This window comes from Sphingobium sp. TomMM7A, assembly GCF_055397305.1.
In genome coordinates, this window is the sequence record NZ_AP027311.1 from 2,481,663 (window position 1) to 2,499,856 (window position 18,194).

The window sequence follows — 18,194 nt, forward strand, 5'->3', positions numbered from 1 at the left end:
TAGGGGATCGCACATGTCGGACGGCAAGACCATCCTGGTGGTCGAGGATGAAGCGATGATCGGCATGATGCTGGAAGATTATCTCGAAACATTGGGATATCGCCTGTATGCCATCGCCGTCTCGGTGGATGAGGCGTGTGAGCATGCGCGTCAGGGCGGCTTCGACGCCGCATTGGTGGACTGCAATTTGCAAGGTGAGAAAAGCTGGCCGGTCGCGGACCTGCTGGCGCAAAGCGGCATCCCCTTTATTTTCGCGACGGGCGGCATGGCTGACGATGTGCCGTCAGGGCATTCGGATCGGCCGACTTTGGCAAAACCTTATACGATTGGCGCTGTTGAGCGGGCGTTGACGAAGGTTCTTTCCGCCTAAATAGGAAATTTCCGTTCCCCTCTTGTTCTTTGAGAACAAAGGGGATACATGGTGGCCCAGGCGCCACTTAATCGGCGCTTCCGCTTGACAGGGGATAGGCCGATGACAGCAATGCTCTCACTCATCGATTCCAAGAAGACAGGGACAATGGACAGACAGAAAGCATTGGAAGCGGCCCTTTCCCAGATTGACCGCGCCTTCGGTAAAGGTTCGGCCATGAAGCTGGGCAGCCGCGAGAAGATCGAGATCGAGGCGATTTCGACGGGATCGCTGGGGCTCGACATCGCGCTTGGCATTGGCGGTTTGCCACGCGGCCGCATCATCGAAATCTATGGCCCGGAAAGCTCAGGCAAGACCACGCTGGCGCTGCATGCCATTGCAGAGGCGCAGAAGACCGGCGGCGTTGCGGCTTTCGTCGATGCCGAGCATGCCCTCGACCCCGCTTATGCCAAGAAGCTGGGCGTCGATATTGACGAGTTGATCGTGTCCCAGCCCGATACCGGTGAACAGGCGCTGGAAATCGTCGATACGCTGGTGCGGTCGAACGCCATCGACGTGCTGGTGATCGACTCCGTCGCGGCGCTGGTGCCCCGTGCGGAAATCGAAGGTGAGATGGGCGATAGCCATGTCGGCCTGCAGGCGCGCCTGATGAGCCAGGCGCTGCGCAAGCTTACCGGCTCGATCTCTCGTTCTAAGTGTCTGGTGATCTTCATCAACCAGGTGCGCATGAAGATTGGCGTCATGTACGGCAATCCGGAAACGACGACGGGCGGCAACGCGCTCAAATTCTATGCGTCGGTTCGCCTCGACATCCGCCGTACTGGCCAGATCAAGGATCGCGACGATATCGTCGGCAACGCGACCCGCGTGAAGGTGGTGAAGAACAAGGTGGCGCCGCCGTTCAAGCAGGTGGAATTCGACATAATGTATGGCGAGGGGATTTCGAAGATCGGCGAGATACTCGATCTGGGCGTCAAAGCTGGCGTGGTCGAAAAGTCGGGCGCCTGGTTCTCCTACGACTCCGTCCGCATTGGCCAGGGTCGTGAGAATGCCAAGACCTTCCTCAAGGAAAATCCCGAAATGGCGGAGCGCCTGGAAAAGGTGATCCGGGGCAAGACCGAAGAGGTTGCCGAAGGAATGATGACCGGACCCGAAGCGGAGGATGATGGCGAATAAGCACGGCTAATGCCTGCGGCCGGATCAGCCGCAGGATAGCCGCGCGGCTCTGCTCGCCTTTCGTTTCACGCACTGAAAAGGCCCGCCCGCGCATTTTCGCGGGGCGGGCCTTTTACCGTTATAGAAGGGCGAGGCTTGCTCAACAGGGCCAGATGAACATTGATCAGCGGCTAGGGCTCACCATTCCTGCCGGTTTGAGGTCGGAGGGCGGATTTTTGGCGTGGGTCCGCTGGCGCCTTTTGCTCTGCTCGACGGCGAGCTTTTTCTTGAGCCGTACGCCCTGAAGACCCCAGTCTCCGAAATGTACGGCAGCCAGGAATATGAGGAGGCCGTTCATGAACAAGGCGATGGTGAGAGGCAGCGCGAGAAAGACGTCGAGTATTTGTTCGGTCGGCGTTTCCACAGGCCCCACCCGGTCGATCCCGAACAGGGCGAGGCCGTCTTCAAGGGAATGACCATCCCATTCTCGCCGGAAAAGCCATTCGCCTACCTCTATCGCCAGAATGGTCGGGGCGATGAGCATGGCGGCGAGGCCGATCATGACCATCGCTTCGCTCAAGAGCTGTACGCCAAGAGAGGGGAGGCGGCGCTTGGTTACAGGATCATGCACCTGCCTTTCGGGCGCTGCGGATTGCGATATCTCGATCGGTCTCACAGTGGATGACGAAGGCGGGTCCGAAAATCCGTATCGATCCAGCTTGGCCAACATTCGGGGGTTCAACTGAGACTTGCAGCTATCCTCGATGAATTTCTGCTGCTCTATCGTCAGCTCCTGCCGGAAGCTGTCGGATTGCCCCTTTCTGATCCGCAGGGCATCTGAATCCGATCTGTCATATTCATGGCCGGGAATGCCCTGGGCGAGTTCCAGTGCCTTGAGCTTTTCGAAGGATGAGTTTTCCACCGCATATCCAAGAGCACGGCTATTGACCGGCTCATCCAGAAAACTGAGCATCGTTTCGACTTCTACCTCCGTTTGAAGCAGTAGATCCTCATAATATATGATGTGATGATCATGCCGTTCGAGGCCATTGGCCCAGCTATTCATATATTTAATATAGTGCGGCAGGCCCCTATTCTCATCCATGAGAAAATCATCAACGCTGCCTTGAAACGACATCTTGTGCCGAGTCACATGGTGATAGTCGGAAATGAGTACGGCCCGCGGATCCCGGATCAGGAATATGATGGGAAGGCGGCCGGGCAGGGTTGGTTTGAAGCGCAGATGAGTGGAAGGGATCAGGGGGAAAGAGGCCTCCTCTGATCTCCGGACAAAGGCCGGTATGCCGCGCACCGGATCCAAGTCGAAATTGGGAGCAAAGGTGAACATGCTCTGGGTCGTAATGGGCGGATATGCACGCGACGCGAGGAAATATTGCGCCAGGATAAACCTGAGCCAGGTCCTGCCCGACTTCGGGTAGGAGGCGAGGAGCGCAGTCGCAGCGCTGGAAACAAGACGCAGGCTGCGAGCCGAAGCGATACGGCGCGCCAGAATGAAGGGCGCATGAGCCAGCGAAGCGATGTGGGGCGTGTCCATCAACACAGATTAGCTTGGCAGAAAGCCGGGTGTGAAACTTTTCCGGATGATGGCCAATGTGTGTAAGAAGCTGAAACCATCCTCCCTTTTTTCTGATGGCAGCCAAGTTGATTGACAGGGGGTGCGCTATCGCCGAAAAGAACATATAGAGAACATTCTATGGTGGATTCGGTGAACAGGCTTGCAGCCCTCAGGCGGCACATTGCATCACTGGAAGGGATTCCGGCCGTCAAAACAGATGCGCGTATTGCGACCGGACATGCGGCTTTTGATCAGGCATTGCAGGGTGGCCTTGCCAGGGGTCGGGTGCATGAATTGTTCGGGAATGCTGAAGATGAGGGCGCCACTGCCGGTCTTTCCCTGATCCTTGCCCATCTTGCGGCGCGTGAGGCTCCTCTGTTCTGGTTGCGCCTTCCAGATGGAACGGCGGGACAACCTTATGGCCCGGGGCTTTCCGCGCTTGGAATAGATCCAGCCCATTTGCTGATCGGCGTGATGAAGGATGAGGCGCTGCTGCTGCGCGCGGCGGTCGATGCGTTGCGATGCCCGGCGCTGGGCGCGCTGGTCATCGAATTGCGCGGGCGCGCGCCGCTGCTGGACTTGACCGCGAGCCGCCGTCTGGCGCTGGCGGCGGAGACGTCGGGGGTTACCGCCTTCGTGCTGCGGATTGGTGGCGATCCGGTTCCGAGCGCGGCGGAGACGCGGTGGCGGGTGGAGGCTGCCCCATCCGTGCCGTTGCCGGGCAATGCGCCGGGCATGAGCGCCTTTTCGCTCCACCTGTTGCGCCGCCGTTCGGGGGCAGACGGCATGACGTGGCGAATGGTGTGGAATGCCGAGCGGGGAGATTTTGGAGAAGAGTGCGATGAACGCCATGAGCATGGATGGGCAAGCGGAGGACGCGCTGACGAGGCGGCGCTACCTGGCGCTGTGGTTCCCCTTCCTGCCGGTCGATCGGCTGCGCATCGCGCGGCCTGACCTGTGGCAAGCGCAGGCCGGCGCCGCGCCGGTCGCCATCGTGGAGGCCGTGCGCGGGGCCATGCGTCTTGTGACACCGGATGCCGATGCGCTGGCGTTGGGCCTGAATGCGGGCATGACCCTGGCCGATGCGCGGGCGCAAGAGCCTGACCTTGTCAGCTTCGAGGCCGATCATCATGCCGATCAGGATTGGCTGGAACGGCTGTGCGATGGGTGCGCTCGCTATACGCCTGCGGTCGCGATCGATCCGCCGCATGGGCTGATGCTGGACATTACTGGCTGCGCGCATCTGTGGGGCGGGGAGGAAACACTGGCGCGCGAGGCGGTGGACCGGTTCGAGCGGCACGGCATGGAGGTGCGTCATGCAGTAGCGGGCACGCCGGAGGGCGCGCATGCGCTGTGCCGTTTTTCCGCAGGGCCAGCGCCTGATGAGGAGGCCGCGCTGCGCCGCTTGCCGGTCGAGGCGCTGGAGCTGGATCAGGAGAGCGGGGTGGCGTTGCGGCGCGCGGGGCTGCGCACCATCGGCGATCTTGCTGCCCGGCCCGCCGCAGCGCTGGCCGCGCGCTTTGGCGAGGAGGCGGTGGATGCGCTCCGTCGCCTGCTGGGTCTGGGGCATCGCCCGCTTAGCCCCCGCCGCCCGCGCCCTGTCCTGCGGATCGAGCGTCGTTTCGCCGAGCCTGTGGGCAGCACCGCCTATGCGCTGCAACGGGTAGAGGAGATGGCGGCCGAAGCGGGCGAACGGCTGACCGAGCGGGGCGAGGGCGGGCGGCGGTTCGAGCTGTTGTTCTTCCGCACCGATGGCCTCGCCTTTCCGCTGCGGGTGGAAACCGGCCTGCCGGTGCGCGATGCGCCCGCGATCATGCGGTTGGTGCAGGAGCGGATCGACAGCCTGTCCGATCCGCTCGATCCCGGTTTCGGCTTCGACATGTTGCGCCTTACCGTGCCGCAGACCGAGCCGATGGCCGCGACCCAGTTGGCGCTGGAAGGGGGCGAGGCAAAGCGCGAGGAAGCTGTCGCGGCGCTGGTCGATCGGCTGTCCGTCCGCGCTGGCCGCAACCGCATCCAGCGGTTGGAACCGCGCGACAGCCATATTCCCGAGCAGGCGCAGCTTGCGCTGCCCGCGATCGAAGGCCGCACCCCGTCCAGCTGGCCACGTCAGGGAGAGCCCGGCGATCCGCCGATGCGCCCCATCCATCTGTTCGATCCGCCCCAACCGATCGAGGTGGTGGCTGAGGTGCCAGACGGCCCGCCCCATCATTTCCGCTGGCGGCGCAGCGCGCATGAAGTGACCCGCTATGAAGGGCCAGAGCGGATCGCGCCTGAATGGTGGAAGGCGAAGGACGGCGCGTTGGCGGGCGAAAGCACAGGCATGACGCGCGACTATTACCGGATCGAGGATGCGCGCGGCCGCCGCTACTGGATCTTCCGCCACGGCCTTTACGGCACGGAGGCGCGGCATCCCGGCTGGTACATCCACGGCCTGTTCGCATGAAACGCGGCAAGGGGCCTGATCCGTCCAAGCCCAAGTCCCCCGACCGGCGGGAGTTGGATGCGGTTAAGGCAAGGGAGAAGAAGCGGCAGGAGCAGCCTGTAAGGCCGGCAGTGTCAAGAGAAGGCCCAGCCTTCGCCGAATTGGGCGTCATGTCCAATTACAGCTTTTTACACGGCGCCTCGCACCCCTCAGATATTGTCGCACAAGCCAATCATCTGGGGCTTCGCGCCATTGGTATTGCTGACAGGAACAGTGTGGCTGGCGTGGTGCGCGCCTATGTCGCTTTGCGTGACGCGCCAGACAAGGCGCGCGCCGCCATGACCAAAGAAAAGAAGGAGAGGGGTGAATCAGTCGAGCTGACGGCCGAGGAAGAGGCGGCCTGTCACACCGATCTGCGCCTAGTGGTTGGCGCTCGCTTAGTCTTTGTCGATGGCACGCCTGACATTCTGGCCTATCCCAAAAGCCGTTTTGGTTGGGGACGGCTCACCCGTCTGCTGACCAAGGGCAATATGGAGGCGGTGAAGGGAGATTGCATTCTTACCTTCAGCGATCTGATGGATCATCTTGACGACCTTCTGTTGATTGTCCTGCCGCTATCCACGGCCCGTCCCCAAGAGGCGCACAAGGCTCCCCCGGCCTATCCGTCCGGTGACGAGGAAGTGTCCATTTCCCACCTGAAACTGGTGCCGCCCGCATCTCCGCCCACATGGCAGGATGCATTGCGCGGGTTGCAGAACAAAGCGCCGGGGCGCGTATGGCTGGGCTTGACCTTGCGCTATCATGGGTGCGACCGCCGACATGCCACCGCTATTCAGCAGACTGCCCGTGAGGTGGGCATGCCAGTCATCGCGACCAATGATGTGCTGTATGCCGAAGCGACATCGCGGCCATTGCAGGACGTGCTCAGCTGCATTCGTGATGGCGTGACGCTCAAGCAAGCGGGGCGGCGGCTGGAAGCGCATGGCGAGCGGCATCTCAAATCTCCGCAGGAAATGGCCCGCCTTTATGCCGCCTATCCGCAAGCGCTGGCTGAAACGATCCGGTTCGTTGATGAGATCGATTTCGTCCTCACCGACCTAAAATATGAATATCCTCATGAGCCGGTGCCGTCCGGCTGGTCACCCGATGGCTGGCTGGAGGATTTGGTGCGTCGCCGGGCAAAGCGCCGTTACGGGCGCAGATTGCCTCCTAAGGCAAGAGCGCTGATCGGACAGGAGTTGCGCCTCATCCGCAGCCAAAATTATGCCTATTATTTCCTGACCGTTCACGATCTTGTGCGCTTCGCCCGCGCGCAAAAACCGCCTATCCTCTGCCAAGGGCGGGGGTCTGCCGCCAATTCCATCGTCTGCTTCCTGCTGGGCGTCACTTCCGTCGATCCGATGAAGCATGACCTGCTCTTTTCCCGTTTCGTGTCGGAAGAACGCAACGAACCGCCCGACATCGACGTCGATTTCGAACATGAGCGGCGCGAGGAGGTGATGCAATATATCTACCGCCGCTATGGGCGCGAACGGGCGGGGATCGCCGCGACCGTCATCCATTACCGGTCCCGCAGCGCCCTGCGTGAAGTGACGAAGGTGCTGGGTCTTAGCGAAGATATCGCGGCGCGCCTGTCCAGTACGGTCTGGGGCAGCTACTCAAGCGATCTGGGCGATGGGCGTTTTCGCGATGCGGGCTTTTCCCTCGACAATGCGGAAATCGTGCGATTGCGATTGCTGGTTCAGCAACTGATCCGAGCGCCTTTTGCCCGTCATCTGTCTCAGCATGTCGGCGGTTTTGTGCTGACCCAGAACCGGCTGGATGAAACGGTGCCCATTCACAATGCCGCGATGTCTGATCGTAGCTTCATCGAATGGGATAAGGACGATATCGATGCGCTGGGCCTGATGAAGGTCGATGTGCTCGCGCTCGGCATGTTGAGCTGCATTCGCAGGGCTTATGAATTGATGCGGCGTCATGGGCTGGGCAATCATGACCTGACCGTCGATCTCGATTCCGAAGACCCTGCTGTTTACGCCATGCTGCAGAAGGGAGACAGCATCGGTGTGTTTCAGGTGGAAAGCCGGGCGCAGATCAACATGCTGCCTCGCTTGAAGCCGGAGAACCTGTACGACCTGACGGTGCAGGTTGCGATCGTTCGGCCTGGGCCGATCGAAGGCGACATGGTGCATCCTTATCTGCGACGGCGGGCGGGCATCGAAAAGGCCGAATTTCCTTCCCCCGGTTATCCACATAATCCCAATGAGTTGCGGGAGTTACTGAAGGATACCTACGGCGTCCCCCTGTTCCAGGAACAGGCGATGAAGCTCGCCATCGTCGCTGCTGAATTTACGCCATCGGAGGCTAACCAGCTGCGGCGGTCGATGGCGACTTTCCGGCAAGTGGGGGGCATGGACAAGTTCAAGGAGAAGATGATCGGCGGTATGGTGCGGAGGGGGTATGAACGCGATTTTGCCGAGCGTTGCTATAGCCAGATCGAGGGGTTCGGCAGCTATGGCTTTCCCGAAAGCCATGCTCTTTCCTTTGCGCGGCTGGTCTATGTGTCGGCGTGGATCAAATGCCACCAGCCTGCCGTCTTTGCCTGTGCGCTGCTGAATTCTCAGCCGATGGGCTTTTATGCCCCGGCGCAGATCGTGCGTGATGCGCGGGAGCATGGCGTTGCCGTGCACGATGTGGATGTGAATATGAGCGGGTGGGACAATGCGCTCGAACCGCTGCTGCGGTCGCGCAATAGGAGGCGGGGTGAAGGGGAGGGTCGGGCGTTGGCGCTGCGGCTGGGCTTTCGCCAGATCGATGGTTTTCGCGAGGCTTGGGCTGCGCAGATGGTCGAGGCGCGGGAGGGGGGTCTGTTCACCAGCCTGGAGGATCTGGCGCGGCGGGCTGGGTTACCTGCGCGGGCGCTGCGCTTACTGGCGGATGCGGACGCTTGCCGGTCTCTCGGGCAGGACCGGCGGGCGGCGCTGTGGGAAGCGCGGCGCACGCCGTCCAATGAACTGCCCCTGTTTGCTGCTGCGCGAAAGCGGGACCAGAAGGCGGCGGGAGAATTGGGGGAGGAGCCGGATGCGATGTTGCCCGCCATGCCGCTCGCTGAACAGGTCGCGGCCGATTACCAGATGACGCGCCTGTCGCTCAAAGGGCACCCGATGCAGTTCCTGCGGCCGGTCTTTGCTGCTGAAGGGGTGCTGAGTTGCGCGCAGACGACGGCCGCGAAGAACGGGACGAAGGTGCGGACAGCGGGTGTGGTGCTGGTGCGGCAGCGACCGGGTAAGGGCAATGCGGTTTTCATCACGATAGAAGATGAGACGGGCGTCACCAACATCCTGCTCTGGGCGCGCCTGTTCGAAATGCAACGGCGACCGGTCATGGCGTCGCGGCTGATGCTGGTCGAAGGTGAGGTGCAACGGAGCAAGGAAGGCGTCGTCCACCTGATGGCGAGCCGGGTGCATGATCGCACCGCGGAGCTATCGCGCCTGTCGGATACGCATAGGCCACAGATCGCCTTGTCGAGGGCGGATGAGTTTGTGCATCCTCAGCATCCCCGGACGTCCAGCCATCCGCGCAATGTGCGGATATTACCGAGGTCTCGGGACTTTCATTGAGGGTGAGGATAAGAGCAAAATCCTCCCTGCGCAGAGCGTGGAGAGGGGGACCGCCGCGCAGCGGTGGTGGAGGGCAACTGGCATGACCTGCGGCGCCTACGGGCGCTCCCCTCCACCAGCCTGCGGCTGGTCCCCCTCCCCATCTGTCGATGGGGAGGATAAACTTTCATCCCGAAGCCAAGGAGAATCCCATGTCCATTCCCGATCTCCCCATCGAAGGCGGTTGTCGGTGCGGGCGTGTGCGTTTCCGGTTGAGCGAAGCGCCTTGGGGTGAGGCGGCTTGTCATTGTACCGGGTGCCAGAAGATGACCGGCAGCGCCTTTTCCACCACGATCATCATGCCTTCGGGCGGCTTTGAACTGATTGCGGGAGAGACTGTGATCGGTGGGCTGCATGGCGAAGACGTGCACCATCATCATTGCGACTGGTGCAAGAGCTGGGTCTTTACCAAGCCCGCCGCCGACATGGGCTTCGTCAATGTGCGGGCAACCATGCTGGACGATGCCAGCTGGTTCGCGCCGTGGATGGAGACGCAGACGGCGGAGAAGTTGCCTTGGGCGCAGACCGGGGCGGTGGTCAGCTTTGAACGCTTCCCCGGAATGGGCGAATATGAAGGGCTGATCGCCCGCTACCGCGCCGAGCGGCTTCAATAATCCTTCGAATAGCGCAGGTTCGCTGATGATCCGGCGTTGGTGCCGGTCTTCGACAGCAGGCTGAGCGTCTTTGACAGGGAGATTTCCAGCTGAGTGGCGGTGAAGCCCTTGGGATCGGTGATCACCTCCACATAGATATTGTTGGAAATGTGCTGACCCACAGCCAGCGATGCGCCGCGCCCCGTATCCTTGTCGCCGCCGACGATGCCTATGCGATCGACGCCGGACGCGTTCTGTAGCTTGCCCATGGGGTTGAGGCCACCACCACCACCGCGCAGGCCGTTGAGCGCGGCGGCGAGCTGGATCGCCTGCGTGGCGGACAGGTTCGCGACATTGTCGCCGAACAGGATGCGTGCCAATATCTCGTCCTGAGGCAGGGTAGGTGTCGAAATGAAGCTGATGTCCGGCTTCTGCGCCGTGCCGCCGACGGCGATGCCTGCCGCCACCGTGTTTATCCGGGTTTCGGCGCGGATCGCCAGCACCGGGTTCATCATCGGCCCGTTGAAGGTGATGATCCCCTGTTCAAGGTCGAACTGATGGCCTGAGAAGCTGTAGCGGCCGCGTATCACCTCGATCTTGCCGACTACGCTTGGGGCCTTGGTGGTGCCGGTCACCCGCATGTTGGTCTTCCATTCGGAATCGAGACCCATGCCGGTCAGGTAGATTTCATTGTCCGCGCGGACGCGGATGTCGAGCTTCCAGTCGGCGGGCTTGGCAGCCGCCTGCCGGGACGCGACGCGCTGGTCGAGCAGGTCGGTGCCCTCGCCCTTACGCCGAACGCCCTGAAGCTGGCGGATGTCGGCGCCGCCCTGCCAGGCGATTCGGTAGCGGGTTTCGGGAAGCGATAGGTTGCCCTTGATCAGTCCGCCGTCTGCCACGCTGTTCGTTACGTTGATCGTGCCGGTGACGACGCTGGTGATCGCTTCGCTGCGCGCGATGCGGGCGCGGTCCAGCTTGACGGCGATGTTCATGGGGTAGCCGCTTTCGGCCGCGAGACCGACCGAGCCGCTCGCCTGCACGGTGCCGTCGCCAGCGCGGCCGGAAAAGTCGCGTATTTCCAGCCGGTCGTTGGTGAAGCGGCCATCGAGACGCATTTGTGTCAGGCGCGTGCCGAATGTTTCATTCTCGTAGGTCAGCGCGTTGGCGCGGACGAGGCCGTTAAGGCGCGGCGCGGTGAGGCGGCCGCTGAAATCTGCTGCGACGGCGATGGGGCCGGTCAGTTGCTGGTCAGCGAGCCCCGCGAAGGAGAAGAGCACGTCGGCAGGCCCGGCATAGCGTATGCCGCCGCCGAGGGGGGCGGATTGGAGCTGCTCTGTCCAGCTTGATCCAGAGCCGGGAGGCGCGAGGGTGGCGATGAAGCGCCCTAATGGCGCGTTGCCGCGCCGGATGAGTCCGCGCAGGTCGCCGCCGCGGTTCGAGAGGCGGCCTTCGATCGCCATGGAGACCGGATCGGAGACGGCGGACAGGCTGGAGCGGCGGAAATCACTGATTGCTAAGCGCGTCGTGGCGTTGGGGAAGGCGTTGCGGCTCTGGTTGAAGTCGATCGCGCCGGTCGCCTTGCCGCTGATGCCAAGGCCGGGGCTGGCGATGTTCATGATGGCGAGATCGAAATCCTTGAATCGCGCCTGGAGGGCGGTCTGGTTGCCGAAGCGCCCGGCGAGATCAACCCGTCCTTGAGGCAGGACTAGGGTCGCCGGTTCCAGCCGGTAGCCTTGCGGTTCGATGCGGATGATCGCGGGCTGGGCGAAGCGGAAGGGGATGTTGCTTGCCTTGCCTTCCAGCGCGACGGCGTAGAGGTTGGGGCGGAGCGCCGCATTGACGGCGATCGAGAAGGGCACGCCCGTCGATCCGTCGGCAACCAGCTGCGCGCGGCCCCGACCGCCTTGATAATTGATCCGGGCGCGGCTTTTTCGCACGACATAGTCACCATAGGCAGCGTTCGCCATTTGGATATCCGCGATGATACGCGGCTGGTCGGTGAGGATGATGTCCGCCGTCGCGATCGCTCGGCCGATCACCACATCGGCTTCGCCGGGCAGGCGGGCGTTGCTGGCCGTGGCGTTGACGGCGATACCCTGAGCCTTCCCTACGGCTGCCAGTTGCGCGGCGCCGGTTATGCCAGAGCCATTCATGGCAAGCTGTCCGGCAAACGGTCCAGCGGCGGTCTGCTGGAGGCGTCCGTTCATATCGACGCCCGCGAAGCGCGCGCGCGTGATGTCGATCGTGAGCGGACCTTGAGCCGTGCGGATCAGCATATTGGCGAAGAAGGGGCCATAGGCGGAGCCGCCGGTTGCCTCCAGCCGGTAGCCGCCAGCCTCGCCATTCAGTTTTGCGACGACATTGGAGAGCTGCACGCCGACATTGGGCCGGGCGGCGCGCAGGACCGCTTGAGGCCTCTCCATTGTTCCGCGCACGCTGAGCGCCAGCGGGCCATATTGGTTCGACGTGGCGGAGGCGTCGAAGGTGATGGCGCCATTGGTGTCGTAGCTGCCCGATCCGGAATGGACGCGGAAATTGGGTGCCGCGCCCTTCAGGTCCGCAAGGGTGAACTTGCCTTCCGGCGTCATGCCGATGCGGCCCGATGCGACGGCATTGCCGCCCAGGAAATCGCGCACGGAGGCGCTTTCCCAGCGCGCCGTGCGGACGCCGAACTTGCCCGCAAAGCCCCAGCCGCCCTTCGGTCCGGGCACTAGCTTCACATCGGTGTTGAGGTTGACGATGCCTACGCCGTCGATCTTGTAGTCGTTTACTCGCCCCTTGAGCGCCCCCCGGTAGATGGCGTTGTCCAGGTCGGCGAGCACGATGGCGGTGGCGTCCACCCGGTCGCTGTCGATCTTGAGGTTGTCGCTGATCAGCTTGCCAGAAGCATAGGCGAAGTCGCCCTTGACGCGCAGGTTCTGAAGGAGCCCGCCCGCTGCGGCGTTAAGGCCGGTGACCCGCCGCGCGGTCGCGTTGACGGGGATGCGGATGCGATCGGCGTCAATCACCGCCCGGCCACTGGCTTTCAGCCCTTCAATGCCGGTCTGGTCGAAGGCGAGCATTGCGGCGCTCAGATCATAATCGATGAACGGCGTCGCCATCGGGCCGTCAAGGATGATCGAGGCGCGTACATCCTTTCCCCGCACCTTTTCCATGATCGCGCCGGGGGTCAGTAGCGCGGCGTCGATCTTGAGGCCGCTGAACTGGCTCTTGCCGAGGTCGATGAGGCCTTGCGCGGTGGCGGCGAGTGCTCTGGAGCGCAGCGTGCCCTTCAGCTTCACGCGCCGCTCGTTAAGCCCGGCGAAGAGATCGAAATCGGGGGCCGGAGCAGTCAGCCGGTCCACGGTTCCGGCAAAGACGAGGCCGGGGCGCACCGGACCTTTGGCGGTGAAGTTGCCGTCTCGCGCGGCGAGCGCGATGTTCGCAAGCTGCCCCTTGGGCGAGGTCGCAACGATGCGGCCGTTCCACGCCTGCCATGTGCCGCGACCATCGAGCGTTGCGGTCAGGCCATCCGTGAGCCCGCTCATCTTTGCGATGACGCCACCCTTTGGAGCGGTCAGCGTGCCCTTCATGGCGAGGCGGTTCTGTGCGGGTACGGCGTCAATCGAGGCCTGGAGCCGGTCGCCGCTGTCCACGACGGCATTGGCGCTAAGCTGCGCGCGGCCATCGGCGATGTGGGTCACGCCGTCGATGGCAATCTCGCGCTTTTGGCCGATCACGGGTTTCGCCAGCACGAACTTGGCGATCTTCAGGCGATCGACGTCGATGTTGAGGTCGGGCAGGATTGGCGCGTTGGGGTCGCTTTTCGTGACGTTGAATTGGGGGCTGCGGGCCAGCACGACCAGCGGGCTTTCCAGCAGCCGCACGGAAATATGATTGTTGAGGTAGCGGAAGGGACGCCAAACGACATGGACGCGTGGGGACGCCGCGAACGGGCCTTTGGGGTCGCGCAGGACGAGGTCATGGATGACCATGTCGCTATAGACTGACCCCTCGATACGGCCGACCTCGATCGCCATGCCGGATTCCAACTTCAGCGCCGCGATCTGGCGGATGAGGAATTTCTTGCCCGGCTGCGTGTTCAGGGAAAGCAGCAATCCGGCGGCAAGCACGACCAAGCCGAGGATCAAGGCCGCAACGCCCAGCACGATCTTCTGCCAGAGCGGCCGTCCTTCGCGGACAATGATCGTCTGGCTTTTGGGAGCGGGTGGAGACGGGTCTTCGGCCATTAGAATGCCTGTCCAATGCCGATATAGAGGGTGAATTTGGACTCGCCGGGCTGCCGGTTGATCGGCATCGCGATGTCCGCCCGGAAGGGGCCGAAGTCGGTATAGAAGCGGCCGCCCAAGCCTACGCCATAGCGAATGTCGGAGAATTTCGGGATGGCGCTTTCATAGACCTGTCCCGCATCGACGAAGGCGACCACGCCATAATTGCCGAAGCGGTAGCGACCTTCGACGGCGAACTCGTTGACGGATCGGCCGCCGACCGGATCGTCATTGACGTCCTTTGGTCCCAATTCCTGATAGCCAAAGCCGCGCACCGATCCGCCGCCGCCTGCATAGACGCGGCGGGAGGGTGCGATCTGGTCGCGTGATGCACCGCTGATCGTGCCGAGCCGGGTCCGAGCCGCGATCACCAGCGCATCGGAAACGGGATAATAGCCGCTAAGGTCGAAGGTCCCGCGGACATAGGGTGACAGATTGCCCTGGAACGATGCTTCGGGCGACAGGCGCAGATTGGCGCGGAAGCCTTTGGTGGGATTGAGCAGATCGTCCGACCGATCATAGCCAAGCTGCACCGGCAGCGAGCCGATGAAATATGTCAGCCGCCGCTTTTCCGCCGTAGCGGGGTCGATCGTCGTCTGCTCGTTCGACAGCAGGATTTCTGCGCCATAGGTGTAGGTCCAGCGCTTTTGGAAGATGGGCGTCGACTGGCGCGACCAGCTGATGTTGAGGCCCGCAGTGAAGGCTTCATAGGCATCATAATTTTGGTGGTTGAGCAGGGCGCCAGCCTGGAAGGTCTTGTCCCGCTTGCCCGCGTTGGAGCGGCGGAAGGTGCCGGAAACGCCCTGTTCCTGCGTGCCGGCGATCACCTTCGCGATCAGCGCGCCTTCTGGCGGGAAGAGGTTGCGGTGCGTCCATGTGCCCTCGGCGCGGAAGCCTTGCCCCGTGCCATAGCCAAGCTCGCCCGCCAGCGTGCGGGGCGGACCCGCCTCCTGATCGACATGCAGGTCGACATATTCGGCGCCATCGGGGCCGGGCTCGTTCGTGCGCACCGGATCGACCGCGACGCTGGAGAAGAGGCCCGTCGTGACGAGGGCGCGGCGCAGGTCATCCACCTTGCGGCTGTCGTAAAGCTCGCCCTGCTTGAAGCGGCTGATGACCTTCATATGATCAGCGCCAAAGGCCTGCTTGCGGCCCGAGGTGGTGATCCCCCGGAACGACCCGCGCGGGCCGACTTCGACAGGCAGGGTGTAGTCGCCCGTGATCGTCGCGGGGTCGAGCAATATGTCCCGTTCCCCGACCTTGGCGAAGGGGTAGCCATTTTCGGGCAGCTTCACCCCGACATTGGCCTCCGCGCTTTCGACATCGGCGGCCACGATATAGTCGCCGGTCTTGAGCGGAAGGCTGTCGCGGACAAGGCTGGGCGGCACCGTTGGGCCAGCGTTGATGACGATGTCGCCGATCTTGTACCGTTTGCCCGGCGTGACCGACAGCACCGCCTTCAGCGTTCCGTCGCCCGTCTGGTCGAGCGAGGCGAGCGCGGTCGCGTCATAATAACCCTCCGAATACAGCAGCCGCACGGCGAGCGCTTCATCCTCATGCGCGCGGGCCTGCACCATGGCGGCAGTGTCGGCGCGTCCCTTGCCATCAACTAGCGCTGACTCACCCCGGAACTCATCTTCAAGGCCGGTCTTGCCGAAGCCTTCGATTTCGACCGCATAGCGGATCTCCGGCGTCTTCTCGTGAGGGCTGTCGTTTGCCACTTGCGCAGGCACGGTCACGCTGTCGAGCGGGGCCAGGGGCTGTGCCAACTCCGCTTCCGCCGCTGGTTCGGTGGCGGGCGGCAGTTCGGCGGGCGCGCTGGCCTGCGGCATTTGCTGATCGATCCAGCTGTCTATCGACGGTAGCGGAGTAGAAGGGTTGGCAGGGTCGCTTTCGCCAGCCTTGGGCAATCGCGCTTCGAATTCGTCGTCGGGCAGTATTGGCGGCTCCTGCCCGGCAGCAACCGTGCCTGCGGATGTCTGGGCCTGCAGCGGCAAGGGTGACGCAGCGATCATCAGAACGCCCAAGGCACGCCGGGCGCGTTTCGCCTGCCTGAAACCCATGTAAATTCAGCTGCCCCTTTCCGTCCGCCGTGCACGCGGGGAAGACGAATACGCGCAAGGCCTTGTTTCGGTTCCGCCGCTGGCCGCGAACCGCTTCCCTCGAGCGTCGGCCCGGTTTAGGGATCAGAAATGACCATAGCGCTGAATGTATCCCGCTCTATCCTTGGACAACCGTGGCGCTGGCGGGGCGCAGGCGCGGATGCGCGCGAGCGGGGCTATCTGCCCGACGACCTGGTTACGCAGTTGCTGCTGGCCCGTGGCTGTCCGCGCGAAGCCGTGGAAGCGCATCGTAATCCGACCATCCGACACTTCATGCCCGATCCCAGCTTGTTCCGCGACATGGACAGCGCTGCCGAACGGCTGGCGGATGCGGTGCAGAGCGGCGAGCATGTCCGTATCTTCGGCGACTATGACGTGGACGGCGCAACCAGCGCGGCCTTGCTGATCCGCCTGCTGCGTGATCTTGGCCTGTCCGCCCGGCCCTACATCCCGGATCGGCTGATGGAAGGCTATGGGCCGTCTGGCGAAGCGCTGGTGCGGCTGGCCGGGGAGGGGGCAACGCTGATCGTCACCGTCGATTGCGGCGCCCAGGCGTTCGAGGCGCTTACCATGGCGAAGGCTGTGGGCGTCGATGTCGTGGTGGTCGATCATCATAAATGCGCCGCCGCGCTTCCCGAAGCCTTTGCACTGGTGAACCCCAATCGGCTTGACGAGGTTGAGGAGGCGGCCGCTCATGGCCATCTGGCGGCGGTGGGGGTTGCCTTCCTGTTGGGCGCCGCGCTTATCCGCGTGTTGCGCAAGCGGGGATGGTTCGCGCAGCGTGCCGAGCCTGCCCTGATGGAATTGCTCGACATCGTGGCGCTGGGCACCGTGGCAGACGTGGCACAACTCAAGGGGCTTAACCGCGCCTTTGTCGCACAGGGCCTCAAGGTCATGGCCAAGCGCCGCAACATCGGCATCGCCGCGCTGATCGACGCCAGCCGCCTTAGCCGCGCGCCGCTTTGCCACGACCTGGGATTTGCGCTCGGTCCCCGCATCAACGCGGGCGGGCGGGTAGGCAAGGCTGATCTGGGCGTGCGCCTGCTGACTACGGAAGACCCGATCGAGGCCGCGAGCATCGCTGCCGAGTTGGACCAGTTCAACGAGGAACGTCGCGTGATCGAGGCGGCGGTACAGGCCGAGGCGGAGGAACTGCTGGCGGCGCAGGGCAACCGGGCCGTGGCGCTCATAGCCGGGTCTGGCTGGCATCCGGGCGTGATCGGCATCGTCGCCGGACGCATCAAGGAAAAGGCGGGCCGCCCGGCGATCGTGGTGGCGATTGATGATGCGGGCACGGGCAAGGGATCGGGCCGTTCGATCTCCGGCGTTGATCTGGGCGCGGCCGTGCTGGCGGCCAAGGACAGCGGGCTGCTGGTTGCCGGTGGCGGCCACGCCATGGCGGCAGGGCTGACCGTCGCGGCTGACAAGCTGGACGCGCTGGCTGATTTTCTGGACGAAAGGCTTGCCCCCGCCGTCGCCCGCGCCCGCGATGATCGAGCATTGCTGATCGACGCCGTGCTTGCCCCCGCGGGCGTCAATCCGGACTTCGTGGCCGCGATCGAGGCAGGCGGCCCCTATGGCGCTGGCTGGCCCTCTCCGCTCATCGCGGCCGGGCCGATGCGCGTCATCAAGGCCGATGTCGTCGGCAATGGTCATCTGCGCGCCGTTATGGCGGGGGACGATGGCCGCTCCATCAAAACCATCGCCTTCCGCCAGGCGGAGAGTGAGTTGGGGCAAGCTATCCTGGGCGCACCGCGCGACCGCCGCCTGTGGGTCGCGGGTCGTGCAAAGATCGACGATTGGGGCAGCCGGCCCGCCGCTGAACTGCATCTGGAAGATGCCGCCTGGGTCGATTGAAAGAAGTGGTCGTTTTCCTGCCCCAAAGGGGTTGACCGCCGCAAGCTCCCCCCCTAAAGCCGCCCTCGCTTCGCAGCGCCGCCCAAGCGGTTCTGCATGTGGCCCCTTCGTCTAGCGGTTAGGACGCGGCCCTTTCACGGCTGAAACACGGGTTCGATTCCCGTAGGGGTCACCATTTTCCAAGCGCAG

General features: G+C 63.3%; 10 protein-coding genes and 1 tRNA gene. 8 read left to right on the forward strand and 3 right to left on the reverse strand.

Translation table 11 applies throughout. The annotated features are described in order from the left end of the window. Positions 1-13: 13 nt before the first annotated feature. Positions 14-370 carry a response regulator gene (locus tag ACZ5ZH_RS12405; protein WP_464771694.1) on the forward strand — a complete coding sequence of 119 codons (357 nt, stop codon included), beginning with the start codon at positions 14-16 and terminating at the stop codon, positions 368-370. Between the two features lie 102 nt (positions 371-472). Further along, complete coding sequence (recA, locus tag ACZ5ZH_RS12410) at positions 473-1,546, forward strand: recombinase RecA (protein WP_449470841.1); 1,074 nt, start codon at positions 473-475, stop codon at positions 1,544-1,546. A 163-nt stretch (positions 1,547-1,709) separates the two neighbouring features. Here the strand turns inward: recA and ACZ5ZH_RS12415 are convergent, their stop codons facing one another. Further along, positions 1,710-3,080, reverse strand: coding sequence for a sulfotransferase domain-containing protein (locus ACZ5ZH_RS12415; protein WP_460987223.1), 1,371 nt, complete (start codon positions 3,078-3,080; stop codon positions 1,710-1,712). A gap of 159 nt (positions 3,081-3,239) precedes the next feature. Between ACZ5ZH_RS12415 and ACZ5ZH_RS12420 the strand changes: the two genes are divergently transcribed. From ACZ5ZH_RS12420 to ACZ5ZH_RS12435, 4 genes are all read left to right on the forward strand, one after another. Continuing rightward, entirely contained in the window at positions 3,240-4,055 is an 816-nt protein-coding gene (locus ACZ5ZH_RS12420; protein ID WP_464771695.1) for an ImuA family protein, read from the forward strand. Next, positions 3,952-5,547: a Y-family DNA polymerase gene (locus ACZ5ZH_RS12425; RefSeq protein WP_464772652.1), complete on the forward strand. Its 1,596-nt coding sequence runs from the start codon at positions 3,952-3,954 to the stop codon at positions 5,545-5,547. Before ACZ5ZH_RS12420 ends, ACZ5ZH_RS12425 begins: the two co-directional genes overlap by 104 nt. Then, positions 5,544-9,146: an error-prone DNA polymerase gene (locus tag ACZ5ZH_RS12430; RefSeq protein ID WP_464771696.1), complete on the forward strand. Its 3,603-nt coding sequence runs from the start codon at positions 5,544-5,546 to the stop codon at positions 9,144-9,146. The genes ACZ5ZH_RS12425 and ACZ5ZH_RS12430 overlap by 4 nt, the downstream gene beginning before the upstream one ends. Before the next feature lie 191 nt (positions 9,147-9,337). Continuing rightward, positions 9,338-9,799, forward strand: a complete 462-nt coding sequence (locus ACZ5ZH_RS12435; RefSeq protein WP_460987228.1) for a GFA family protein — start codon at positions 9,338-9,340, stop codon at positions 9,797-9,799. On the opposite strand, the gene ACZ5ZH_RS12440 is transcribed toward ACZ5ZH_RS12435, so the two are convergent. Next, positions 9,793-14,007 carry a translocation/assembly module TamB domain-containing protein gene (locus ACZ5ZH_RS12440; protein ID WP_464771697.1) on the reverse strand — a complete coding sequence of 1,405 codons (4,215 nt, stop codon included), beginning with the start codon at positions 14,005-14,007 and terminating at the stop codon, positions 9,793-9,795. The two genes, ACZ5ZH_RS12435 and ACZ5ZH_RS12440, sit on opposite strands and share 7 nt — an antisense overlap. Further along, positions 14,007-16,109, reverse strand: a complete 2,103-nt coding sequence (locus ACZ5ZH_RS12445) for an autotransporter assembly complex protein TamA (RefSeq protein WP_464771698.1) — start codon at positions 16,107-16,109, stop codon at positions 14,007-14,009. The genes ACZ5ZH_RS12440 and ACZ5ZH_RS12445 overlap by 1 nt, the downstream gene beginning before the upstream one ends. A gap of 129 nt (positions 16,110-16,238) precedes the next feature. Here ACZ5ZH_RS12445 and recJ point away from each other — a divergent pair, with 129 nt between their 5' ends. Together recJ and ACZ5ZH_RS12455 are read left to right on the forward strand one after the other, a co-directional pair. Further along, on the forward strand, positions 16,239-18,005 hold the full coding sequence (recJ, locus tag ACZ5ZH_RS12450) for a single-stranded-DNA-specific exonuclease RecJ (RefSeq protein ID WP_464771699.1): 1,767 nt from the start codon (positions 16,239-16,241) through the stop codon (positions 18,003-18,005). Positions 18,006-18,105: 100 nt separating this feature from the next. Then, positions 18,106-18,180 (forward strand) — tRNA-Glu (locus tag ACZ5ZH_RS12455). Positions 18,181-18,194 lie beyond the last annotated feature (14 nt).